Origin of the sequence: Cognatiluteimonas weifangensis (assembly GCF_003416885.1) — a bacterium.
In the GTDB taxonomy this organism is placed as follows: Bacteria; Pseudomonadota; Gammaproteobacteria; order Xanthomonadales; family Xanthomonadaceae; genus Cognatiluteimonas; species Cognatiluteimonas weifangensis.
Map to the genome: position 1 here is coordinate 197,108 of NZ_QVPD01000005.1, position 15,943 is coordinate 213,050.

General features: G+C 72.2%; 17 protein-coding genes. 12 read left to right on the forward strand and 5 right to left on the reverse strand.

Annotated features, from left to right (window positions below; translation table 11 throughout):
• Positions 1-67 precede the first annotated feature (67 nt).
• Together D0Y53_RS06945 and D0Y53_RS06950 are read left to right on the forward strand one after the other, a co-directional pair.
• Positions 68-934 (forward strand): acyltransferase, encoded by an 867-nt coding sequence (locus D0Y53_RS06945; RefSeq protein WP_233511692.1) that lies wholly within the window; start codon positions 68-70, stop codon positions 932-934.
• 136 nt (positions 935-1,070) lie between these two features.
• Positions 1,071-1,310 carry a hypothetical protein gene (locus tag D0Y53_RS06950; protein ID WP_117202479.1) on the forward strand — a complete coding sequence of 80 codons (240 nt, stop codon included), beginning with the start codon at positions 1,071-1,073 and terminating at the stop codon, positions 1,308-1,310.
• A 6-nt stretch (positions 1,311-1,316) separates the two neighbouring features.
• On the opposite strand, the gene D0Y53_RS06955 is transcribed toward D0Y53_RS06950, so the two are convergent.
• The gene (locus D0Y53_RS06955; protein ID WP_117202480.1) at positions 1,317-1,571 is read right to left on the reverse strand and encodes a DUF6522 family protein; all 255 of its coding nucleotides are present in this window, start codon (positions 1,569-1,571) and stop codon (positions 1,317-1,319) included.
• Positions 1,572-1,732: 161 nt separating this feature from the next.
• Here D0Y53_RS06955 and D0Y53_RS06960 point away from each other — a divergent pair, with 161 nt between their 5' ends.
• The 3 genes from D0Y53_RS06960 (at position 1,733) to D0Y53_RS06970 (ending at position 4,464) form a co-directional block, all read left to right on the forward strand.
• The gene (locus D0Y53_RS06960) at positions 1,733-2,635 is read left to right on the forward strand and encodes a class I SAM-dependent methyltransferase (protein WP_233511693.1); all 903 of its coding nucleotides are present in this window, start codon (positions 1,733-1,735) and stop codon (positions 2,633-2,635) included.
• Positions 2,622-3,257: a glutathione S-transferase family protein gene (locus tag D0Y53_RS06965; protein ID WP_117202481.1), complete on the forward strand. Its 636-nt coding sequence runs from the start codon at positions 2,622-2,624 to the stop codon at positions 3,255-3,257. The genes D0Y53_RS06960 and D0Y53_RS06965 overlap by 14 nt, the downstream gene beginning before the upstream one ends.
• Positions 3,258-3,528: 271 nt before the next feature.
• Positions 3,529-4,464 carry a M14 family metallopeptidase gene (locus D0Y53_RS06970; RefSeq protein WP_117202547.1) on the forward strand — a complete coding sequence of 312 codons (936 nt, stop codon included), beginning with the start codon at positions 3,529-3,531 and terminating at the stop codon, positions 4,462-4,464.
• A gap of 301 nt (positions 4,465-4,765) precedes the next feature.
• Here D0Y53_RS06970 and D0Y53_RS12665 read toward each other — a convergent pair whose 3' ends face one another.
• A complete protein-coding gene (locus D0Y53_RS12665; RefSeq protein ID WP_147319033.1) occupies positions 4,766-5,347 on the reverse strand; it encodes a hypothetical protein in 582 nt (193 codons plus the stop codon).
• 268 nt (positions 5,348-5,615) lie between these two features.
• Positions 5,616-6,212 (reverse strand): DUF1579 domain-containing protein, encoded by a 597-nt coding sequence (locus D0Y53_RS06980; protein WP_117202483.1) that lies wholly within the window; start codon positions 6,210-6,212, stop codon positions 5,616-5,618.
• Positions 6,213-6,406: 194 nt separating this feature from the next.
• On the opposite strand from D0Y53_RS06980, the gene D0Y53_RS06985 reads away from it, so the two are divergent.
• On the forward strand, positions 6,407-8,083 hold the full coding sequence (locus D0Y53_RS06985; protein WP_117202484.1) for an AMP-binding protein: 1,677 nt from the start codon (positions 6,407-6,409) through the stop codon (positions 8,081-8,083).
• Between the two features lie 119 nt (positions 8,084-8,202).
• On the opposite strand, the gene D0Y53_RS06990 is transcribed toward D0Y53_RS06985, so the two are convergent.
• A complete protein-coding gene (locus D0Y53_RS06990) occupies positions 8,203-8,700 on the reverse strand; it encodes a flavodoxin domain-containing protein (RefSeq protein ID WP_233511694.1) in 498 nt (165 codons plus the stop codon).
• A 230-nt stretch (positions 8,701-8,930) separates the two neighbouring features.
• Here D0Y53_RS06990 and deoC point away from each other — a divergent pair, with 230 nt between their 5' ends.
• The 4 genes from deoC (at position 8,931) to D0Y53_RS07010 (ending at position 12,202) form a co-directional block, all read left to right on the forward strand.
• On the forward strand, positions 8,931-9,692 hold the full coding sequence (deoC, locus tag D0Y53_RS06995) for a deoxyribose-phosphate aldolase (protein WP_117202486.1): 762 nt from the start codon (positions 8,931-8,933) through the stop codon (positions 9,690-9,692).
• 79 nt (positions 9,693-9,771) lie between these two features.
• Positions 9,772-10,479, forward strand: a complete 708-nt coding sequence (gene deoD / locus D0Y53_RS07000; RefSeq protein WP_117202487.1) for a purine-nucleoside phosphorylase — start codon at positions 9,772-9,774, stop codon at positions 10,477-10,479.
• A gap of 147 nt (positions 10,480-10,626) precedes the next feature.
• Positions 10,627-11,772: a baeRF3 domain-containing protein gene (locus D0Y53_RS07005; protein ID WP_117202488.1), complete on the forward strand. Its 1,146-nt coding sequence runs from the start codon at positions 10,627-10,629 to the stop codon at positions 11,770-11,772.
• Positions 11,773-11,866: 94 nt separating this feature from the next.
• The gene (locus tag D0Y53_RS07010; RefSeq protein WP_117202489.1) at positions 11,867-12,202 is read left to right on the forward strand and encodes an HPF/RaiA family ribosome-associated protein; all 336 of its coding nucleotides are present in this window, start codon (positions 11,867-11,869) and stop codon (positions 12,200-12,202) included.
• A 97-nt stretch (positions 12,203-12,299) separates the two neighbouring features.
• On the opposite strand, the gene D0Y53_RS07015 is transcribed toward D0Y53_RS07010, so the two are convergent.
• Positions 12,300-12,845, reverse strand: a complete 546-nt coding sequence (locus D0Y53_RS07015; protein WP_117202490.1) for a peroxiredoxin — start codon at positions 12,843-12,845, stop codon at positions 12,300-12,302.
• 225 nt (positions 12,846-13,070) lie between these two features.
• On the opposite strand from D0Y53_RS07015, the gene D0Y53_RS07020 reads away from it, so the two are divergent.
• Both D0Y53_RS07020 and D0Y53_RS07025 read left to right on the forward strand, forming a co-directional pair.
• Positions 13,071-14,537: a pyridoxal phosphate-dependent decarboxylase family protein gene (locus D0Y53_RS07020; RefSeq protein ID WP_117202491.1), complete on the forward strand. Its 1,467-nt coding sequence runs from the start codon at positions 13,071-13,073 to the stop codon at positions 14,535-14,537.
• A gap of 75 nt (positions 14,538-14,612) precedes the next feature.
• The gene (locus D0Y53_RS07025) at positions 14,613-15,851 is read left to right on the forward strand and encodes a CapA family protein (protein WP_199492014.1); all 1,239 of its coding nucleotides are present in this window, start codon (positions 14,613-14,615) and stop codon (positions 15,849-15,851) included.
• Positions 15,852-15,943 lie beyond the last annotated feature (92 nt).

Genomic DNA, 15,943 nt, shown 5'->3' on the forward strand with positions numbered 1-15,943 from the left:
AGGCGATGGCGATGATCGGTGCAAGAATGTCGCGTCCGGGCCGCCTCCCGACCAGGAACCGAACGTGTTGAGCGTTGCACTGATCTGCCTGCTGATCGCGGTCAACACCCTGGCGCACGTGTTGCCGTTGCTGCTGGTGGCGCTGACGAAGGCGCTGCTGCCGTCCGAGCGCCTGCGCCTGGCCAGCAACCCGTTGCTCACCGGGATTGCGGAAAGCTGGATCGGGGTCAACAACCGGCTGTGGGACCGCTTCATCGGCACCCGACTGAGCGTCGACGAGGGCGCGGCATTGGAGGCCGATGGCCATTACCTGGTGCTGGCCAACCACCAGAGCTGGGTGGACATCCTGGTGTTGCAGAAGGTGTTCAACCGGCGCATTCCGCTGTTGCGCTTCTTCCTGAAGCGGCAGCTGTTCTGGGTGCCGTTGCTGGGGTTGGCGTGGTGGGCGCTGGATTTTCCGTTCATGGGCCGCTACACGCCCAGGCAGATCGCGCGCCGGCCGGAGTTGGCCGGGCGCGACATCCAGGCCACCCGCCGCGCCTGCGCAAAGTTCCGCGCGATCCCGGTGGCGATCATGAACTTCGTGGAGGGCACGCGGCTCACGCCGGCCAAGCATGCGCGGCAAGGCTCGCCGTACCGGCACCTGCTGAAGCCGAAATCCGGCGGCGTGGCGTTCGTGCTGGACGCGATGGGCGAGGGCCTGCACGCGATCCTGGACGTGACCATCGCCTATCCGGGCGGCGCGCCGTCGATGCTGGACCTGCTGGCCAACCGCGTGCCCGAGGTGCGGGTGCAGGTGCGCCGGCGTCCGATCCCCGAAGCGATGCTGCGCGGCGATTACGCCAACGACCGTCGATTCCGCGCGCGCTTCCAGCAATGGATGAACGAACTGTGGCGGGAGAAGGACGACGATCTGGCGCGGCTGCTGCGCTGAGCGCGATCGGCCTGCCATCGGCGCATCGGGGGGAGGTCGGGATTGCCGTCAGGTTGACGCGGATCAAGGGCGCCCGCAGCGGCCCCGCCCATCATGGCGGCTCCGGGGAACGCCGGCATCCTTGAAGGTAACCGCAATGCAGTTCGAACTGTCCAACCGCAATCTCGAAGCGAGCATGCTCGCCGCCGGGCTGCGCCCGCTCGATCCCGACGCGAAGATCGTGCTGGATGCCAGGCGCGGCCGCCTGGAAGTGCTCTCCACCGCCACTGCCGCGCAGGTGCTGGACGTGCTGGAGGAAATCGGCTGCGTGGCCACGCTGCTGGAGCACGAGGTCCACATCAGCGGCGGCAGCACCTGCTGCGGCCACTGCAGCTAGCCGCGCTCAGGCATCGCGCCCCGGCACGGGGTTGCCGTCGCCGTCCACCACCAGCCGCGTGCGCTTGCCTTCGTGGTAGAAGCTGGCGCGGTACAGGCCGGCGTCCTCGCCGGTGCCGCGCTCGCACAGCACGGTGATCTTGTGGTGCTCCATCAGCCACCGGAATTCGTCGAGCCCCATGCCCAGGCCGCGCGCCACCAGCGCGCCGTCGATCTCCACGCTGTGCGTGGGGTTGAGGTCGATGGGGATGGCCTTGCCCATGCGCGGCTCCGTACTGGCGATGGCCCAGCTTTGCGCGGGCGCAGGGCGGCCGCCATGACCTGGATCACTGCCGGACGGGGCCCGTCGCGCCGGCCGGAATGCAGGCGGCCGGGCGCCGCTGCGGCGAGGGGCGGGGCCAGGCCCGCGCCGGCGGCGCGCGCATGACCCGGCAGCCCGATCCGCCGATGGCGGCCGCGTCCGCTTGGGGCGACGCCGTCCCGCCGTCCGCGGCGCTGGCGCCCACCGGCGCCGCGGTGCCGGCCGGGGTGTCGGCGGTGGGCCTGCTGGATGCCCGCCTCAGCGGCTGGTACCGGGAGGACACGGGGGAACTGTTCCGCGGCGTACCGATCGGCGCCGACGATGTGGTGGTGGACGTGGGCTGCGGCGCCGGTGTCAACAGCGTGTTCTGCGTCCGTCACGGTGCGCGCGTGATTGCGCTCGACCGGCAGCCGCGCCTGCTGCGCGAGGTGCGGCGCGGGCTGGCCGCGGCCGACGCGCGCGCGGCGACCGCGCTGGCCGCCTGCGCGGAGCGGTTGCCGTTGCGGGACGGCGTGGCCACGCGGCTGGTCTGCACCGAGCTGCTGCAGCACGTGGACGATCCGCGGCAACTGCTGGCCGAGTTGTACCGGGTCGGTGGCGTGGGCGCGCTGTACCTGCTGAGCGTGCCCGATGCGCGACAGGAAGCGTTGCAGCAACAGGCGCTGCCGCCGGACTACCTCGAGCAGCCCGGCGCCCGGCGCGTCATCGGCCGCGACGCATTCGCGCAACTGGTGACCGACGCCGGGCTGACGGTGCTGGAACACACCCAGTACGGGTTTTTCTGGTCGATCTGGTGGGCGCTGTTCCCGGCCTGCGGGGTCGAGCTGGACGATCCCGCGCATCCGGTGCTGGACCACTGGGTCGCGACCTGGCACGCGCTGCTGCAGACGCCGCAGGGGCGACAGCTGCAGCAGCGGCTCGACCGCTTCCTGCCGCTCAGCCAGGTGATCGTGGCGCGCAAGTCCGGCGTGCGGGCGCAGGATCGCCATGCCGATCCGGAGGACACCACCGATGCTGCTGCATGACGCCGACAGCCCCGCGCCGCGCTGCCTGCGGATGTTCCTGCTGGAGAAGGGGCTGGCGCTGCCGAGTGTGCATGTGGACGTGTTCGCCGGCGAAAACCGGCAGCCGCCGTTTTTGGCGATCAACCCGGCCGGGCAGACGCCGGCGCTGCAGTGCGACGACGGCCGCGCGCTGGCCGAAGCCGTGGCGATCGCCGAATACGTGGAGGAGCTGCATCCCGAGCCGCCGCTGATCGGCCGCGATGCCGCCGAGCGCGCGCAGACGCGGCAATGGTGGCGCCGGGTCGAGCTCAACGTCACCGAATTCATCCACAACGCCTACCACTACGCCGAGGGGCGGCCGCGGTTCGAAAGCCGCATCCCGGTGGCGCCGGAAGCGGCGGCCGGACTGAAGCGGATCGCGCAGGACCGGCTGGCCTGGCTGGAACGCCTGTGGGGCGACGGGCCGTACCTGTGCGGCGCGCGCTTCAGCGCCGCCGACATCTGGCTGTACGTGTGGCTGGAGTTCGGCAATGCCGTGGGGCAGCCGTTCGACCGGCGCCTGACGCGCATCGCCGCCTGGTTCGACCGCGTCGGAGCGCGCCCGGCCGCGGGACGCAGCCGCCGGCCGTTCGCCGCGAGCTGAGCGGCGCACCGCACCGCAGGTCGCGCGCCGGCGCGTCGCGACCCCATGCGCGCCGGGCCGCATGCGCGTCTGCGGCTGCGCGCGGGATCCTTCCGTGCGATTGCACGCACGATGGCCCGCGGGTCGTCGCGGCGGGCGCGCGCGATTGTTTGCAGTCGCGGCCGGGCATGGCGCGCGAAGTGTCCCGGATGCGTGCAACCCGGGCCGGACGGCGTTCCTGCTACAGTTTTCGGTCTCTCCACCGCAACTTCGAAGGATCCGCCCCGTGACCGTGCAGCCCGCAGCCTCCTATCCCATCGGCACCCCCGGCGTGGTCTGGGGCGCGGCGGAAGTCGCGGCCTGGCGCGCGCGGCAGGTGCGTCGGCGCAGCTACGCCGACGACGTGCTGGCGGCGATCGAGCGCCTGCGTGCGCAGCTGGACGTGGAGCAGTACGGCGAGCTGGATTACGGCGCCGACCGCTATCCGCTGTTCGCCCTGCGCAGCCGCGACTGGCGCGACGCGCGTCCCGTGGCCCTGGTCACCGGCGGCGTCCACGGCTACGAGACCAGCGGCGTGCACGGCGCCCTGCGCTTTGCCGGGCACCACGCCGCGGACTACGCCGGCCGCGTCAACCTGCTGATCGCGCCGTGCGTCAGCCCGTGGGGCTACGAGCGCATCCACCGATGGAATCCGGATGCGCTCGACCCCAACCGCTCGTTCCGCGCCGACAGCCCGGCGCCGGAGTCGGCGGCGTTGCTGCAGTTGGTGGCGCCGCTGCGCGAGCGCGTGCTGGTGCACATCGACCTGCACGAGACCACCGACAGCGACGAGTCCGAGTTCCGCCCGGCGCTGGCCGCGCGCGACGGCAAGCCGTTCACGCCGGGCACGATCCCCGACGGCTTCTACCTGGTGGACGACAGCGCGGCGCCGCAGCCGGCGTTCCAGCAGGCGATCATCGCGGCGGTGGCCGCGGTCACCCACATCGCCCCGGCCGACGCCGACGGCACGATCATCGGCTCGCCGGTGGTCGCGCCGGGCGTGATCGAGTACGCGCTGGAGGAACTCGGCCTGTGCGCGGGCATCACCGCGGCGCGCTACAAGACCACCACCGAGGTCTACCCCGACAGCCCGCGGGCGACGCCGGAGCAATGCAACGCCGCGCAGGTGGCGGCGGTGCGGGCGGCGATCGACTACGCCCTGGCGCATCCCGCAACGCCCGCCGGATAACGCCCGCCGGATAAGGCGGCGCGTCGGCGGCGGCGATCTTCGCGGGGAGTCCGGTGCGCAGGGAGAATCCGGCGTACGAAGTCCGATATGCGGGAACCAGCCGCGCAGGTCCATCGTCTGGGGCGCCGGTTCGCGACTCGCGCCGGCGTCGCCTCGGCCCCCTTGCCGGACGCCTGGCGCCGGCCCCTGTTCCGGGGACCGGGATCGCTCCGTGTCGCCTCGGACTCCGGCCTTGCCGGACGCGCGCGCCCGCGCCTGACGCTGGACCGTGTTCCGGGGTCGGGATGCGGCTGGTGTCGCCTCAGCCGCCGGTCTTGCCGGTCGCGCGCGCCTGCGTCTGGCGCTGGACCGTGGCCCGGGACCGGAATGCGGCCGGTGCGGTCGTGCGCAGCGGCGTGGTGCCGAGAACCTCGATGCGGCCGCCGCGCTTGCGGAAGGCGGCGATGTGGTCGGCGATGTCTTCGCGACTCATGCCCGCGTGCGTGTTGCCGTTCTTGCCGGCAGCGGGGCGGGGCAACGCCTTGGCCGGAGCGGCGGGACGGGCCGTGGGTTTGGCCGAAGCGGCGGCGACTTGAGCCAAGGCCTTGGCGGGAGTTGCGGCGGCAGAGCGGGCCGTTGCCTTGGCCGAAGCGGCGGTGGGGCCGGCTGCCGGCCTGGCTGGGGTTGCGGCAACGGAGCGGGCTGCCGGTTTGGTCGCGGCCGCGGCGGCGCCGGTGACAGGGCGGGGCGAGACCTTGGCGGGGGATGTGGCGGCGTAACGGGCTGCTGCCTTGGCCGGATTGGCGGCGGAGCGGACGGCTGCCTTGCTGGCGCCTGCGGCGCGGGCGGCTGTCTTGGTCGGGGCGAGGGTGGTGGGGGTGCGGGGCGGTCGGGTGCGGGACATGCGTCTCCTTGGTCGGGCGGGAGAACGCGAATTTTATGCGAAATGACGTAAAAATTCAACAATTGCGTGGAAATTGCGATCAATGGCGGCTTCCTGCAACAAAAATGGATTCGCCGCAGGCAGGCTACAGCGTCGCTCACAGGCATGGCCAGCTCCGGCGGCCCCTCACCCGCCGGCTCCGGGTCGTGCAATGCCTTCTCCCCGCGGGCGGGGAGAAGGTGCCCCGCAGGGGCGGATGAGGGGCCGGCCGCAGCCGGCGCGCCCGCGCTTACTGCCTGGTGTAGGTGATCTCCATCATCTTCATTTCCTGGCCGTCCGGACCCGGACCGTACATTTCGAACACTTCGACCGTGGGGCTGGTCCAGCGGCTGGTCATGCGCGTGGTGATCCTGCCCTTGGTCACCGGGTCGTTCCAGCTGCCGGTGAAGCTGCAGGCGCCGGCGTCGTCGCAACTGCCTTCGCTGACCATGAGTCCGGTGGACATGCTGTCGTTCCAGGTCGCCCAGTGCTTGCCGGTGACGTTGTCGTAGCCGTGCATGCCGTGGCCGGTGAAGGGCTGGCCGTACATCTGCGACTGCACCTGCTCGACCAGCACCCGGCCGCCGAGGACCATGCTGCGCGTGGCGGTGCCGGTTTCGACCGTCGGCGGCGCGTCGGGGGCGTTCCAGCTGCGGATCGACAGGGTGTAGTCGCCGACCGTTTTCGCCAGCGCGGCGTGCGCGGCGCCGGGCGTGCCGGCCTGCTGGTAGGCCTGCATCATCGCCGCCTCCTCGGGCGACAGCTGCGGCGGGGCGTCCTGGGCCAAGGCCGGCAGGGCGGCGGCCAGCGACAGCGGGAGCAATGCGGCTGCGAGCATGCGGTGCATGGGGATCTCCTTGAGGGGCGGTGAAGCGGTCAACGGCGACCCGCAGGGCGGACGGCCGCCGTGGGCCGGCGGCGCGGTGCCGGTCGGCGGCTCCCGCCCGCGCTGCGGCCGGCGGGCGTGGCCCGCGACACGACCGTTCTATCACGCCGCGCGGGCAATACTGGCTCGCAGGCTTCCGACACCGACGCGCACGCATGCCCAAGCCATGGCTCGCCCAGTATCCGCCCGGCGTCCCGGCCGAGATCGATCCGCAGCGCTTCGCCTCGCTGGCCGAGGTGCTGGATACCTGCTGCGCGCGGTTTGCCGACCTGCCGGCGTTCTGCTCGATGGGCACGGCCATGACGTTCCGGGAGCTCGACGAAGACAGCCGCGCCTTCGCCGCCTGGCTGCAGAGCGCGGCCGGACTGCGGCGCGGCGAGCGCGTGGCCCTGATGCTGCCGAACCTGCTGCAGTACCCCGTGGCGCTGTTCGGCGTATTGCGCGCCGGCCTGGTGGTGGTCAACGTCAATCCGCTGTACACGCCGCGCGAACTGGAGCACCAGCTGAAGGATTCCGGCGCGAGCGCGATCGTGGTGCTGGAGAACTTCGCGCACACGCTGCAGCAGGTCGTCGCGGCCACGCCGCTGCGCACGGTGGTGACGACGCAGGTGGGCGATCTGCTGCCGCCGCTCCGGCGGCTGCTGACCAACGCGGCGGTCAAGCACGTGAAAAAGATGGTGCCGCCATGGCACTTGCCCGGTGCGGTGCCCTTCGGCCGGGCCCTGGCCACCGGCCGCACGCTGGCGCTGCAGGAGGTGACGCTGAACCATGACGACCTGGCGTTCCTGCAGTACACGGGCGGCACCACCGGCGTGGCCAAGGGCGTGATGCTGACCCACGGCAACATGGTGGCCAACCTGTTGCAGGTGACCGCATGGATGGCGCCCAACATGCGCGACGGCGCGGAAACGGCGATCCTGCCGTTGCCGCTGTACCACGTGTTCGCGCTGACTGCGTGCCTGGCCTTCTTCGGCAAGGGCGCGCAGACGGTGCTGGTGGCCAATCCGCGCGACTTGCCGGCGTTCGTCAAGACGCTGCGGCAGACGCGCTTCACCGCGATCGTCGGCGTCAACACGCTGTTCCGCGCGCTGCTCGATGCGCCGGGCTTCGCCGATGTCGACCTGAGCCACCTGAAGCTCGCGGTGGCCGGTGGCATGGCGGTGCAGCAGGTGGTCGCGCGGCGCTGGAAGGAGCGGGCGGGCGTGCCCCTGGTGGAAGGCTACGGCCTCACCGAGAGCGCGCCGGTGGCGATCGCCAATCCGGTCACCGTCGAGGAATGGAGCGGGACGATCGGCGTGCCGATCCCGAGCACCGAGGCGGCGATCCTCGACGACGACGGCGCGCCGGTCGCGCTCGGAGAGGTCGGCGAGATCTGCCTGCGCGGCCCGCAGGTGATGCCGGGTTACTGGCAGCGGCCCGACGAGACCGCCAAGGTGTTCACCGCCGACGGCTGGCTGCGCACCGGCGACATGGGCGTGATGGACGCGCGCGGCAGCATCCGCATCACCGACCGCAAGAAGGACATGATCGTGGTGTCCGGGTTCAAGGTGTTCCCCAACGAGGTCGAGGACGTGCTGGCGCTGCACCCCGGCGTGCTGGAAGCCGCCGCGCTGGGCGTCCCCGACCCGCGCTCGGGCGAGGCGGTGAAGGTGTTCGTGGTGCGCAGCGACCCGGCCCTGAGCGAGGACGACCTGCTGGCGCACTGCCGGCGGCACCTGACCGCCTACAAGGTGCCGCGCATCGTCGAGTTCCGCGAGCAGCCGCTGCCCAAGAGCAACATCGGCAAGATCCTGCGACGCGCCTTGCGCGACGACGTCGCCGCTGCGGCCTGATGCTGCCACCGATTGCGGAGGGACGACGCCTTCTCCCGGCGTGCGGGGAGAAGGCGCCCCGCAGGGGCGGATGAGGGGCGGGCAGCGGCGGGAAGAGGGACGGCCATGCGCCGCCTGCCCTAGCGCAGCACCGTCGCGCCGATGCCGACGCGCCAGCGCTGCAGCGCGGCCGGGTCTTCGTCGTCCATCGCCACCGGCTCGAACAGCGGCCGGGCGCCGCTGGCCTGCAGCCAGCGCTGCAGCCGGCGGCCGAAACCGCAGAAATCGTCGTAGTAGCTGTCGCCCAGCATCAGCAGCCCGTAGCGCAGGTGCGCCAGCTGCGCGCTGCGGCCCATCGCGTCGCGATTGAAGGCCTCGGCCATGTCCGGCGGGTCGCCGTCGTAACTGGTGCTGACGAGGAACAGGGCGCGGTCGGCGGCATGCAGCATCGGCAGCGACAGGCTGTCGAAGTCCAGCAGCCGGGTCGGCACGCCGGCAGCCTGCAGCGCGCGGCAGGTGTCGCGGGCGTGCAGTTCGGCGATGCCGGTCTGGGTGGCGTAGGCGACCAGCAACGGCGCCGGCGCGCCGATGGTCGCGCCGGGGGCGTCGGCGACGTGGCCGGCAGCCGGCGCGGTCATGGCGACGGGTATGTCCATCCTGCCGTCGATGCAGTGAAGATGCGGGTGATTCCCATTTCGATTTGATATGTTACACCGGCCCGGAGAATCGGAGGAGGGGCAATCCGGGCGAGCCTCGGCCGTGCGCTTGGCGCGGCCCCCGTGCGTCCCGTGCGGCCTTGACGGGCGTCAATCGGCTGCCCGGCGACATCGCTTACCGTGGCTGCAGCAATCGGGAGCGGGGCACCACAATGGAACCGAACCTGCAGGCGCTGGCGCTGCGCACCCTGGCCGCGCTGGACCTGACCAGCCTGGGCGAGGACGACGACATGGCGCGGATCGAGGCGCTGTGCGCCGCCGCGCGCACGCCGCACGGGGCGCCAGCCGCGTTGTGCGTGTATCCGGAGTGGGTTGCCACCTGCCGGGCGCGGCTGCAGGACGAAGGTCTGGCCGCGGTACGGGTCGCGACCGTGGTCAACTTCCCCGACGGTGGCGCCGATCCCGCGCGCGTGCAGCGCGAGACCCGGCGCGCGCTCGCTGCCGGCGCGCACGAGATCGACGTGGTACTGCCGTGGCGGCGCCTGCAAGCCGGCGATGCCGCCGCAGCGACGGCCGTGCTGCGCGCCTGCCGCGAGGCCTGCGGCACCCGCGCACGGATGAAGGTCATCCTGGAGACCGGCATGCTGCACGAGGATGCGCTGATCGACGCGGCCGCCGGGCTGGCGCTCGACGCCGGCGCCGATTTCCTCAAGACCTCCACCGGCAAGGTGGCGGTGAATGCGACCCCGGCGGCGGCGCAGCGGCTGCTGCAGGCCACGCAGGCGCGCGGCGGGCGCTGCGGCGTCAAGGTCGCCGGCGGCGTGCGCACGCTGGCGCAGGCGGCAACGTACTTCGCCCTGGCCGACGCCATCCTCGGGCCGCAATGGGCGACGCCGCAGCGCTTCCGCATCGGTGCCAGCAGCCTGCTGGACGACATCCTGGCGGCGCTGGACGCGGGATCGGCGCGCGCATGAGCCGCAGCCTGCCGCCGGCGCCGGAGTCGCCCGGCATCGCCGTGCGGGCGCGCGACCTGGAGTTTCCCGGAGGTTCCGCATGAGCACGCCGCACATCGACGCCGCCGCCGGCGCCTTCGCCGACACCGTGCTGCTGCCCGGCGATCCGGTGCGCGCGCGCCACATCGCCACGCAGCTGCTGCAGGACGCCGAGCAGGTCAGCAACGTGCGCGACATGCCGGGCTTCACCGGCCACTGGCGCGGCCGCCGGATCTCGGTGATGGGAACCGGCATGGGCATCCCGTCGTGCTCGCTCTATGCCACCGAGCTGGTGCGCGAGTACGGCGTGCGGCGGCTGGTGCGCGTGGGCACCTGCGGCGCCACCGGCGCCGACGTGCAACTGGGCGACATCGTCGTCGCCCTGGGCGCCAGCACCGATTCGCGGGTCAACCGCCTGCGCTTCGGCGGTTACGACCTGGCGGCGCTGGCGAGCTTCGATCTGGTGCGCAGCGTTGCCGACGCCGCGCAGCGCGCCGGCGCGCGGGTGCGCATCGGCAACGTGTTTTCCACCGACCTGTTCCACCATCCCGACCCGGCGCTGTTCGACCTGCTCGAACGCCACGGCGTGCTGGGCGTGGAGATGGAGGCCGCCGGCCTGTACGGCGCGGCGGCTGCGCTCGGGGTCGAGGCGATCGCGGTGCTCGCGGTCTCCGACCACATCCGCCGCGGCGAAGCGATGACTCCGCAGCAGCGCGCCACCGGGCTGGACGCGATGCTGCGGATCGTGCTGGACGGCGTCGCCGCGTAAGCGCGCGCGGCCGCGGCGCCGAGCAGGGCAGGGCGCCGGCGGTCGCGCCGCATCCCGCGCGACCGGACGCTGCGCGGCGTTGCGTTCACGCGCCGTCGCCCGGATATCGGTAACGATCGCAATTGCGATCCCGATCCGGACACCGCCATGGACCAGCTCGAACACGACTACCCGGACCTGCTGCTGGGCGCGTACCCGGCGCCGTGCCTGTCCGTGTACCAGGCGACCCATCGCCAGTTCCCGGACCGCCAGCAGGATCCGATCCGCTTCCGCAACCTGATCCGCTCGCTCGAGGCCGGGCTGCAGCAGAAATATCCGGACCGGGACGCCGATGCGCTGCTGGCACGGTTCCGCGCGCTGGCGGCGGATGCCGAGTTCTGGGAGCACAACCTCGAGGGCCTGGCGGTGCTGGCTGCGCCCGGCATGTTCCGCGTCTACCGACTGCCGCGTCCGGTGCCGGAGGTGGCCGTCGTAGGCGACAGCCTGCACACCCGGCCGTTACTGCGGATCGTGCAGTCCGCCGACCGCTTCCAGATCCTGGGCCTGGATCGGCACCGCGCCCGTCTGTTCGAAGGCAACCGCGATCGCATGCAGGAAATCGAACTGGCGCCGCAGGTACCGCGCACCGTGGACCAGGTTGTGACGCGCGAGGTCGAGCGCGACCGCGCCAGCCGCACCTACGGCCGGATCGAGCCCGGCGCGATGGGCCGGCACGGTGCCAGCGACGTCAAGCAGGATGCGATCGACGTCGAGACCGAACAGTTCTTCCGTCAGGTGGATCGCGCCGTGCTCGAATACCATTCGCGCGCCACCGGGTTGCCGCTGCTGCTGGCGGCGCTGCCCGAACACCAGCGGCTGTTCCGCGCGCTCAGCGTCAACCCGCAACTGATCGCCACCGCGATTGACGTCAATCCCGAAGCGCTGACGCCGGAGCAACTGCGCGAGCGCGCCTGGCAACTGCTGAAACCTTGGTACCTGCAGCGCCTGGCAGGGATGCTCAAGGCGTTCGCCGCCGCGCAAGCCGCGCAGCACGGCTCGACCGACCTGTCGGACGTGGCACGGACCGCGGATGAAGGCCGGGTGGCGACCCTGCTGCTGGAGGCCGGGCGTCGGGTACCCGGCCGCATCGACGCCGCCGGCGCCGTGGCGTTCGCACAGCCGGACGCCGCTGCGGACGAGGATCTGCTCGACGTGCTCGGCGAGCGCGTCCTGCGCAGCGGCGGCGAGGTGCTGGTGGTGCCGGCCGAACGCATGCCGGGCACGAGCGGACTCGCCGCGATCTACCGGTACTGAGCCGGCCGCCGTACCGAACGCGCCGGCCGCACGGCGCGGCCGGCAAATCCCGAGCACCAACGCGCCCGCCATGCATCCTTCCGGAGACGACGCCATGCAGATCCTGATCCACACCGACCGCACGATCCCCGCGAGCGACAGGCTGCAGCAGCTGCTGGAGGCCGCGGTCGCGGCGGCGACGTCCCGGTTCGGCGCGCAGATCACCCGGATCCAGGCCCACCTGAGCGACGTCAACAGCGACAAGGGTGGCGTCGACAAGCGCTGCGTGCTCGAGGCCCGCCCCGCCGGCCTGGATCCCGTCGTCGCCACGCACCAGGCGGCCACCGTGGAACTGGCGATCGCCGGCGCCGGCGAAAAACTCGGTCGCAGCCTCGACAGCATCGCCGGACGCCTGGCCAGCAGCCGCTACGACACCCCCGGCAACGCCTGATTCGGCAGCAGCGGCGGCGACTGGATCGCGCTGCAGGCTTGCCCCGGAGACGAATCCTGCCGCTCGGCCAGTCGAGGTTGAGGCGGCGCCGTACCGGCTACTTTCCGAGCGCGGTCACCGCGTCCAGCATCGCCTTCACGTGCTGGTTGGGATTGAGGTCCGAGTGCACGGCGGCGATCGTGCCCGAGGGCGCGATCGCGTAGGAGGTGCGGTCGGACCAGCCGGGCTTCATCTTCAGCAGGGCGTCGTATTGCCGGGCGATCTTCGCGCCGGGGTCGGCGGCGACCGGGAACTTGCCGCCGCAGTGTTCGGTTTCCCGGGAGAAATCCGCCAGCTCGTCCACGTTGCCGGCGGTGACGCCGATCACGGTGGCGTGCTGCGCCTTGAACTTGTCGATGGCCTCGGAGAACAGGTGCGCTTCCAGGTTGCAGCCGGGGGTATGCGCGGCGGGGAAGAAGTACACCACCACCGGGCCCTGTTTCAGCGCATCGGCGAGCTTGAAGGTGAACGGTTCGCCGGCGAGATAGGCGGGGGCGCTGAAATCGGGCGCACGGGCGCCGACCTTCAATGCGGCAAACGACGGCAGCGCCAGCGCGATGCTGGCGACGATGGCGAAGACGGCAAACTTGAGCAGGTGTTTCATGGCGCTCGCTCCCGTGGGGACCCCGGCGTTATACACCCGCGGGCGCAAAACCCGGGCGTGCGCTGTGCGAACCTTGCGGCGCGCGGCGGTACGGCAGCAAGCGCCTGCTGGACGCGGCGGACACGGCTATAGCCATCGCCGTCGGCGCCGGCGTAGCCATTGGCTTATGGTTTTCCCGATCCGTACCGCCACAGTCATGGCGCCGTCTCGCAAGGACACCACCGCATGAACCACCACGACGCCCCCGCCGCCCGCAGCGAGCTCGACATGCCGGTCGAGCGCTTCCGCCAGCTGGGCGGCGACATGCTGGAGCTGGCCGCGCAGTGGCTGGCTGCCGAACCCGATGCGCCGGTGCTGCGCCACTGCAGCGGCGTCGAACTGGCGGCGCTGTTCGAGCAACCGCCACCGGAACAGGGCATCGACGCGGCCAGGCTGCTGGAAGAACTGCGCGACAAGGTGTTGCGCCATTCGCGGCATAACGGGCATCCGCGTCAGTTCGCGCATGTCTGCGCCTCGCCGGACCCGGTCGGCGCGCTGGCCGACCTGCTGGCCTCGGCCATCAACCAGAACGTGACCGCGTGGCGCTCGGCGCCGGCCGCCGCGACCGTGGAGCGGCAGGTGCTGCACTGGCTGGATGCGCTGGTGGGTTTCGACGGCGGCGGTCACGGCCTGCTGCTGGGCGGCGGTTCGGCGGCCAACCTGCACGCGCTGGGCGCGGCGGTGGAGCATGCGCAGCGCCGGCATCCGGGTACGGCGCGCGAGCGGCTGGTGCTGTACACCTCGCGTGAGACCCACCTGTCGCTGGCCAAGGCGGCGCGTTTTCTCGGAGTCGGTCACGTCCGCAGCCTGGCCGTGGACGCGGCGCGACGGCTGCAGCCGGACACGCTGCGCGCGGCCCTGGCCGCCGATCGCGCGGCCGGTCTGGTCCCGACGCTGGTCGCCGCCTCGGCCGGTACCGCCAACGCCGGCAGCATCGATCCGCTGGCGGAGCTGGCCGCGGTCTGCGGCGAGATCGGCGTCTGGTTCCATGTCGACGGCGCCTACGGCGCGCCGGCCGCGCTGACCCCGGCCTACGCCTTCCTGCGCGAGGGTTTCGCCCGGGCCGACTCGCTGTCGCTGGATCCGCACAAGTGGCTGTACGCGCCGTTCGACACCGGCGTGCTGCTGGTGCGCGACCCGCAACGCCTGCGCGATGCGTATGCCGACACCTCCGAGTACATCACCGTGACCGAGACCGCGCCGCTGGAGAGCCATGCGTTCTGGGACTACGGCATGGAGCTGTCGCGGCGGTTCCGCGCGCTGAAGCTGTGGGTCATGTTCAAGCTGCGCGGGGTCGATGCCTACCGGCGCGCGATCGCCGACAACATCGCGCTGCGCGCATACCTCGACCGGCGGGTCCGCGCCGAGGCCGAGCTGGAACTGCTGGCTTCCGACCTCAGCATCAGCTGCTTCCGCTACCGCCCGGCAGGCGCCGATGCGGCCGCGCTGGATCGGATCAACGCCGCGATCCAGGCGCAGTTGCTGGCGACCGGCGAGATCGTCCTGTCGCCGACCACGCTCGACGGGCGCTACAGCCTGCGCGTGTGCATCGTCAACTTCCGCAGCCGCCGCGCCGACATCGACTGGCTGGTCGAACGCGTGCTGGCTTTCGGCCGCCAGGCGCACGCCGCGGACCGCGACGCGGCCCGCTGACGCTGCGACGCCGCAGGCGCGTCGACGGGCGCGGCTTCAGGCGCGCGTCACGCCGCTGCCTGCAGGCTGCCGGGCATGCGCGGACGCCGGCGTTTCCTGCGGCAGCTGGCCTGCATCGTCCTGGGCGCGGTGGGCGGCGCGGCGATGGGTGACACCCGCAGCGCGACGCGGCGGGCGTTGCCGCGCGCCGGGCGCGGCCGCGACCATGGCGGCATGCCGATCACGCTGTTCCTGTGCGGCGATGTCATGCTCGGGCGCGGCATCGACCAGATCCTGGCGCATCCGTCCGAGCCGCTGCTGCACGAGGCCGTGGTCCGCGACGCGCGCCGCTACGTGGAACTGGCCGAGGCCGTCAGCGGCCGCATCCCGCGCCAGGTTGCCGCCGACTACGTCTGGGGCGAGGCTCTGGCGCAGTGGCGGCAGCGGCAGCCGCAGGCGCGCATCGTCAACCTGGAAACCGCCGTCACCCGTCACGACCGGCCCTGGCCCAAGGGCATCAACTACCGCATGCAGCCGCGCAACGTCGACGTGCTTGCCGCCGCGGGCGTCGATTGCTGCGTACTGGCCAACAACCACATGCTGGACTGGGGCCGCGAGGGTTTGGCGGAGACGCTGGCGACGCTGCGCGCGGCCGGCATCGCCGTCGCCGGCGCCGGGCCGCGGCTGGCGGCGGCGCGCGCGCCGGCGGTGCTGCCGTTGCCGCAGGCGCGGCGAGTGCTGGTGTTCGCGGCGGCCAGCGAGGATGCGGGGGTGCCGGAGTTCTGGGCGGCGCGCGCGGCCCGCGCCGGGGTGCAGCGGCTGCCGGACCTGTCGCCGCGCACGGTGGCGCGGATCGGCGCCGAGGTCGCCCGGCACAAGCGTGCCGGCGACGTGGTCGTGTTCTCCGTGCACTGGGGCGACAACTGGGGGTATGCGGTGGCGCCGGCGCAACGCGCGTTCGCGCACGCGCTGATCGACGGCGCCGGCGTGGACCTGGTGCATGGCCACTCCTCGCATCATCCCAAGGCGATCGAGGTCCATCGCGGGCATCTGGTGCTCTACGGCTGCGGCGACCTGCTCAACGACTACGAGGGCATCGGCGGCCACGAGGCGTTCCGCGGCGAGCTGGGCCTGATGTACTTCCCGCGCATCGATGCCGCCGACGGCTGCCTGCGCGAGCTGGCGCTGGTGCCGACCCGCATCCGCCGCTTCCGCATCGAGCTGGCGCGGGACGCGGACCGGGACTGGCTGCTGGCGATGCTGCGTCGCGAATGCGCGCCGCTGGGTTGCGATGTCGCGCCACGGGGCGATGGCGACTTCATCCTGAGCTGGTGACGCGCTGCGGCGCGCGCGATCGTCGAGGAGGGTCCGGACGATTGCCCCATCCCGGTTTCGCGGAAACGGCGATCGAACGCGCCGCGCCGCGT

What these genes read in the sequence shown, in the direction of transcription:
- D0Y53_RS06950 (WP_117202479.1), top strand. Translation starts at nt 1,071, where the DNA reads ATGCAGTTCGAACTGTCCAACCGCAATCTCGAAGCGAGCATGCTCGCC.
- D0Y53_RS06955 (WP_117202480.1), bottom strand. Translation starts at nt 1,571, where the DNA reads ATGGGCAAGGCCATCCCCATCGACCTCAACCCCACGCACAGCGTGGAG.
- D0Y53_RS06960 (WP_233511693.1), top strand. Translation starts at nt 1,733, where the DNA reads ATGACCCGGCAGCCCGATCCGCCGATGGCGGCCGCGTCCGCTTGGGGC.
- D0Y53_RS06965 (WP_117202481.1), top strand. Translation starts at nt 2,622, where the DNA reads ATGCTGCTGCATGACGCCGACAGCCCCGCGCCGCGCTGCCTGCGGATG.
- D0Y53_RS12665 (WP_147319033.1), bottom strand. Translation starts at nt 5,347, where the DNA reads ATGTCCCGCACCCGACCGCCCCGCACCCCCACCACCCTCGCCCCGACC.
- D0Y53_RS06980 (WP_117202483.1), bottom strand. Translation starts at nt 6,212, where the DNA reads ATGCACCGCATGCTCGCAGCCGCATTGCTCCCGCTGTCGCTGGCCGCC.
- D0Y53_RS06985 (WP_117202484.1), top strand. Translation starts at nt 6,407, where the DNA reads ATGCCCAAGCCATGGCTCGCCCAGTATCCGCCCGGCGTCCCGGCCGAG.
- D0Y53_RS06990 (WP_233511694.1), bottom strand. Translation starts at nt 8,700, where the DNA reads ATGACCGCGCCGGCTGCCGGCCACGTCGCCGACGCCCCCGGCGCGACC.
- deoC (WP_117202486.1), top strand. Translation starts at nt 8,931, where the DNA reads ATGGAACCGAACCTGCAGGCGCTGGCGCTGCGCACCCTGGCCGCGCTG.
- deoD (WP_117202487.1), top strand. Translation starts at nt 9,772, where the DNA reads ATGAGCACGCCGCACATCGACGCCGCCGCCGGCGCCTTCGCCGACACC.
- D0Y53_RS07005 (WP_117202488.1), top strand. Translation starts at nt 10,627, where the DNA reads ATGGACCAGCTCGAACACGACTACCCGGACCTGCTGCTGGGCGCGTAC.
- D0Y53_RS07010 (WP_117202489.1), top strand. Translation starts at nt 11,867, where the DNA reads ATGCAGATCCTGATCCACACCGACCGCACGATCCCCGCGAGCGACAGG.
- D0Y53_RS07015 (WP_117202490.1), bottom strand. Translation starts at nt 12,845, where the DNA reads ATGAAACACCTGCTCAAGTTTGCCGTCTTCGCCATCGTCGCCAGCATC.
- D0Y53_RS07020 (WP_117202491.1), top strand. Translation starts at nt 13,071, where the DNA reads ATGAACCACCACGACGCCCCCGCCGCCCGCAGCGAGCTCGACATGCCG.
- D0Y53_RS07025 (WP_199492014.1), top strand. Translation starts at nt 14,613, where the DNA reads ATGCGCGGACGCCGGCGTTTCCTGCGGCAGCTGGCCTGCATCGTCCTG.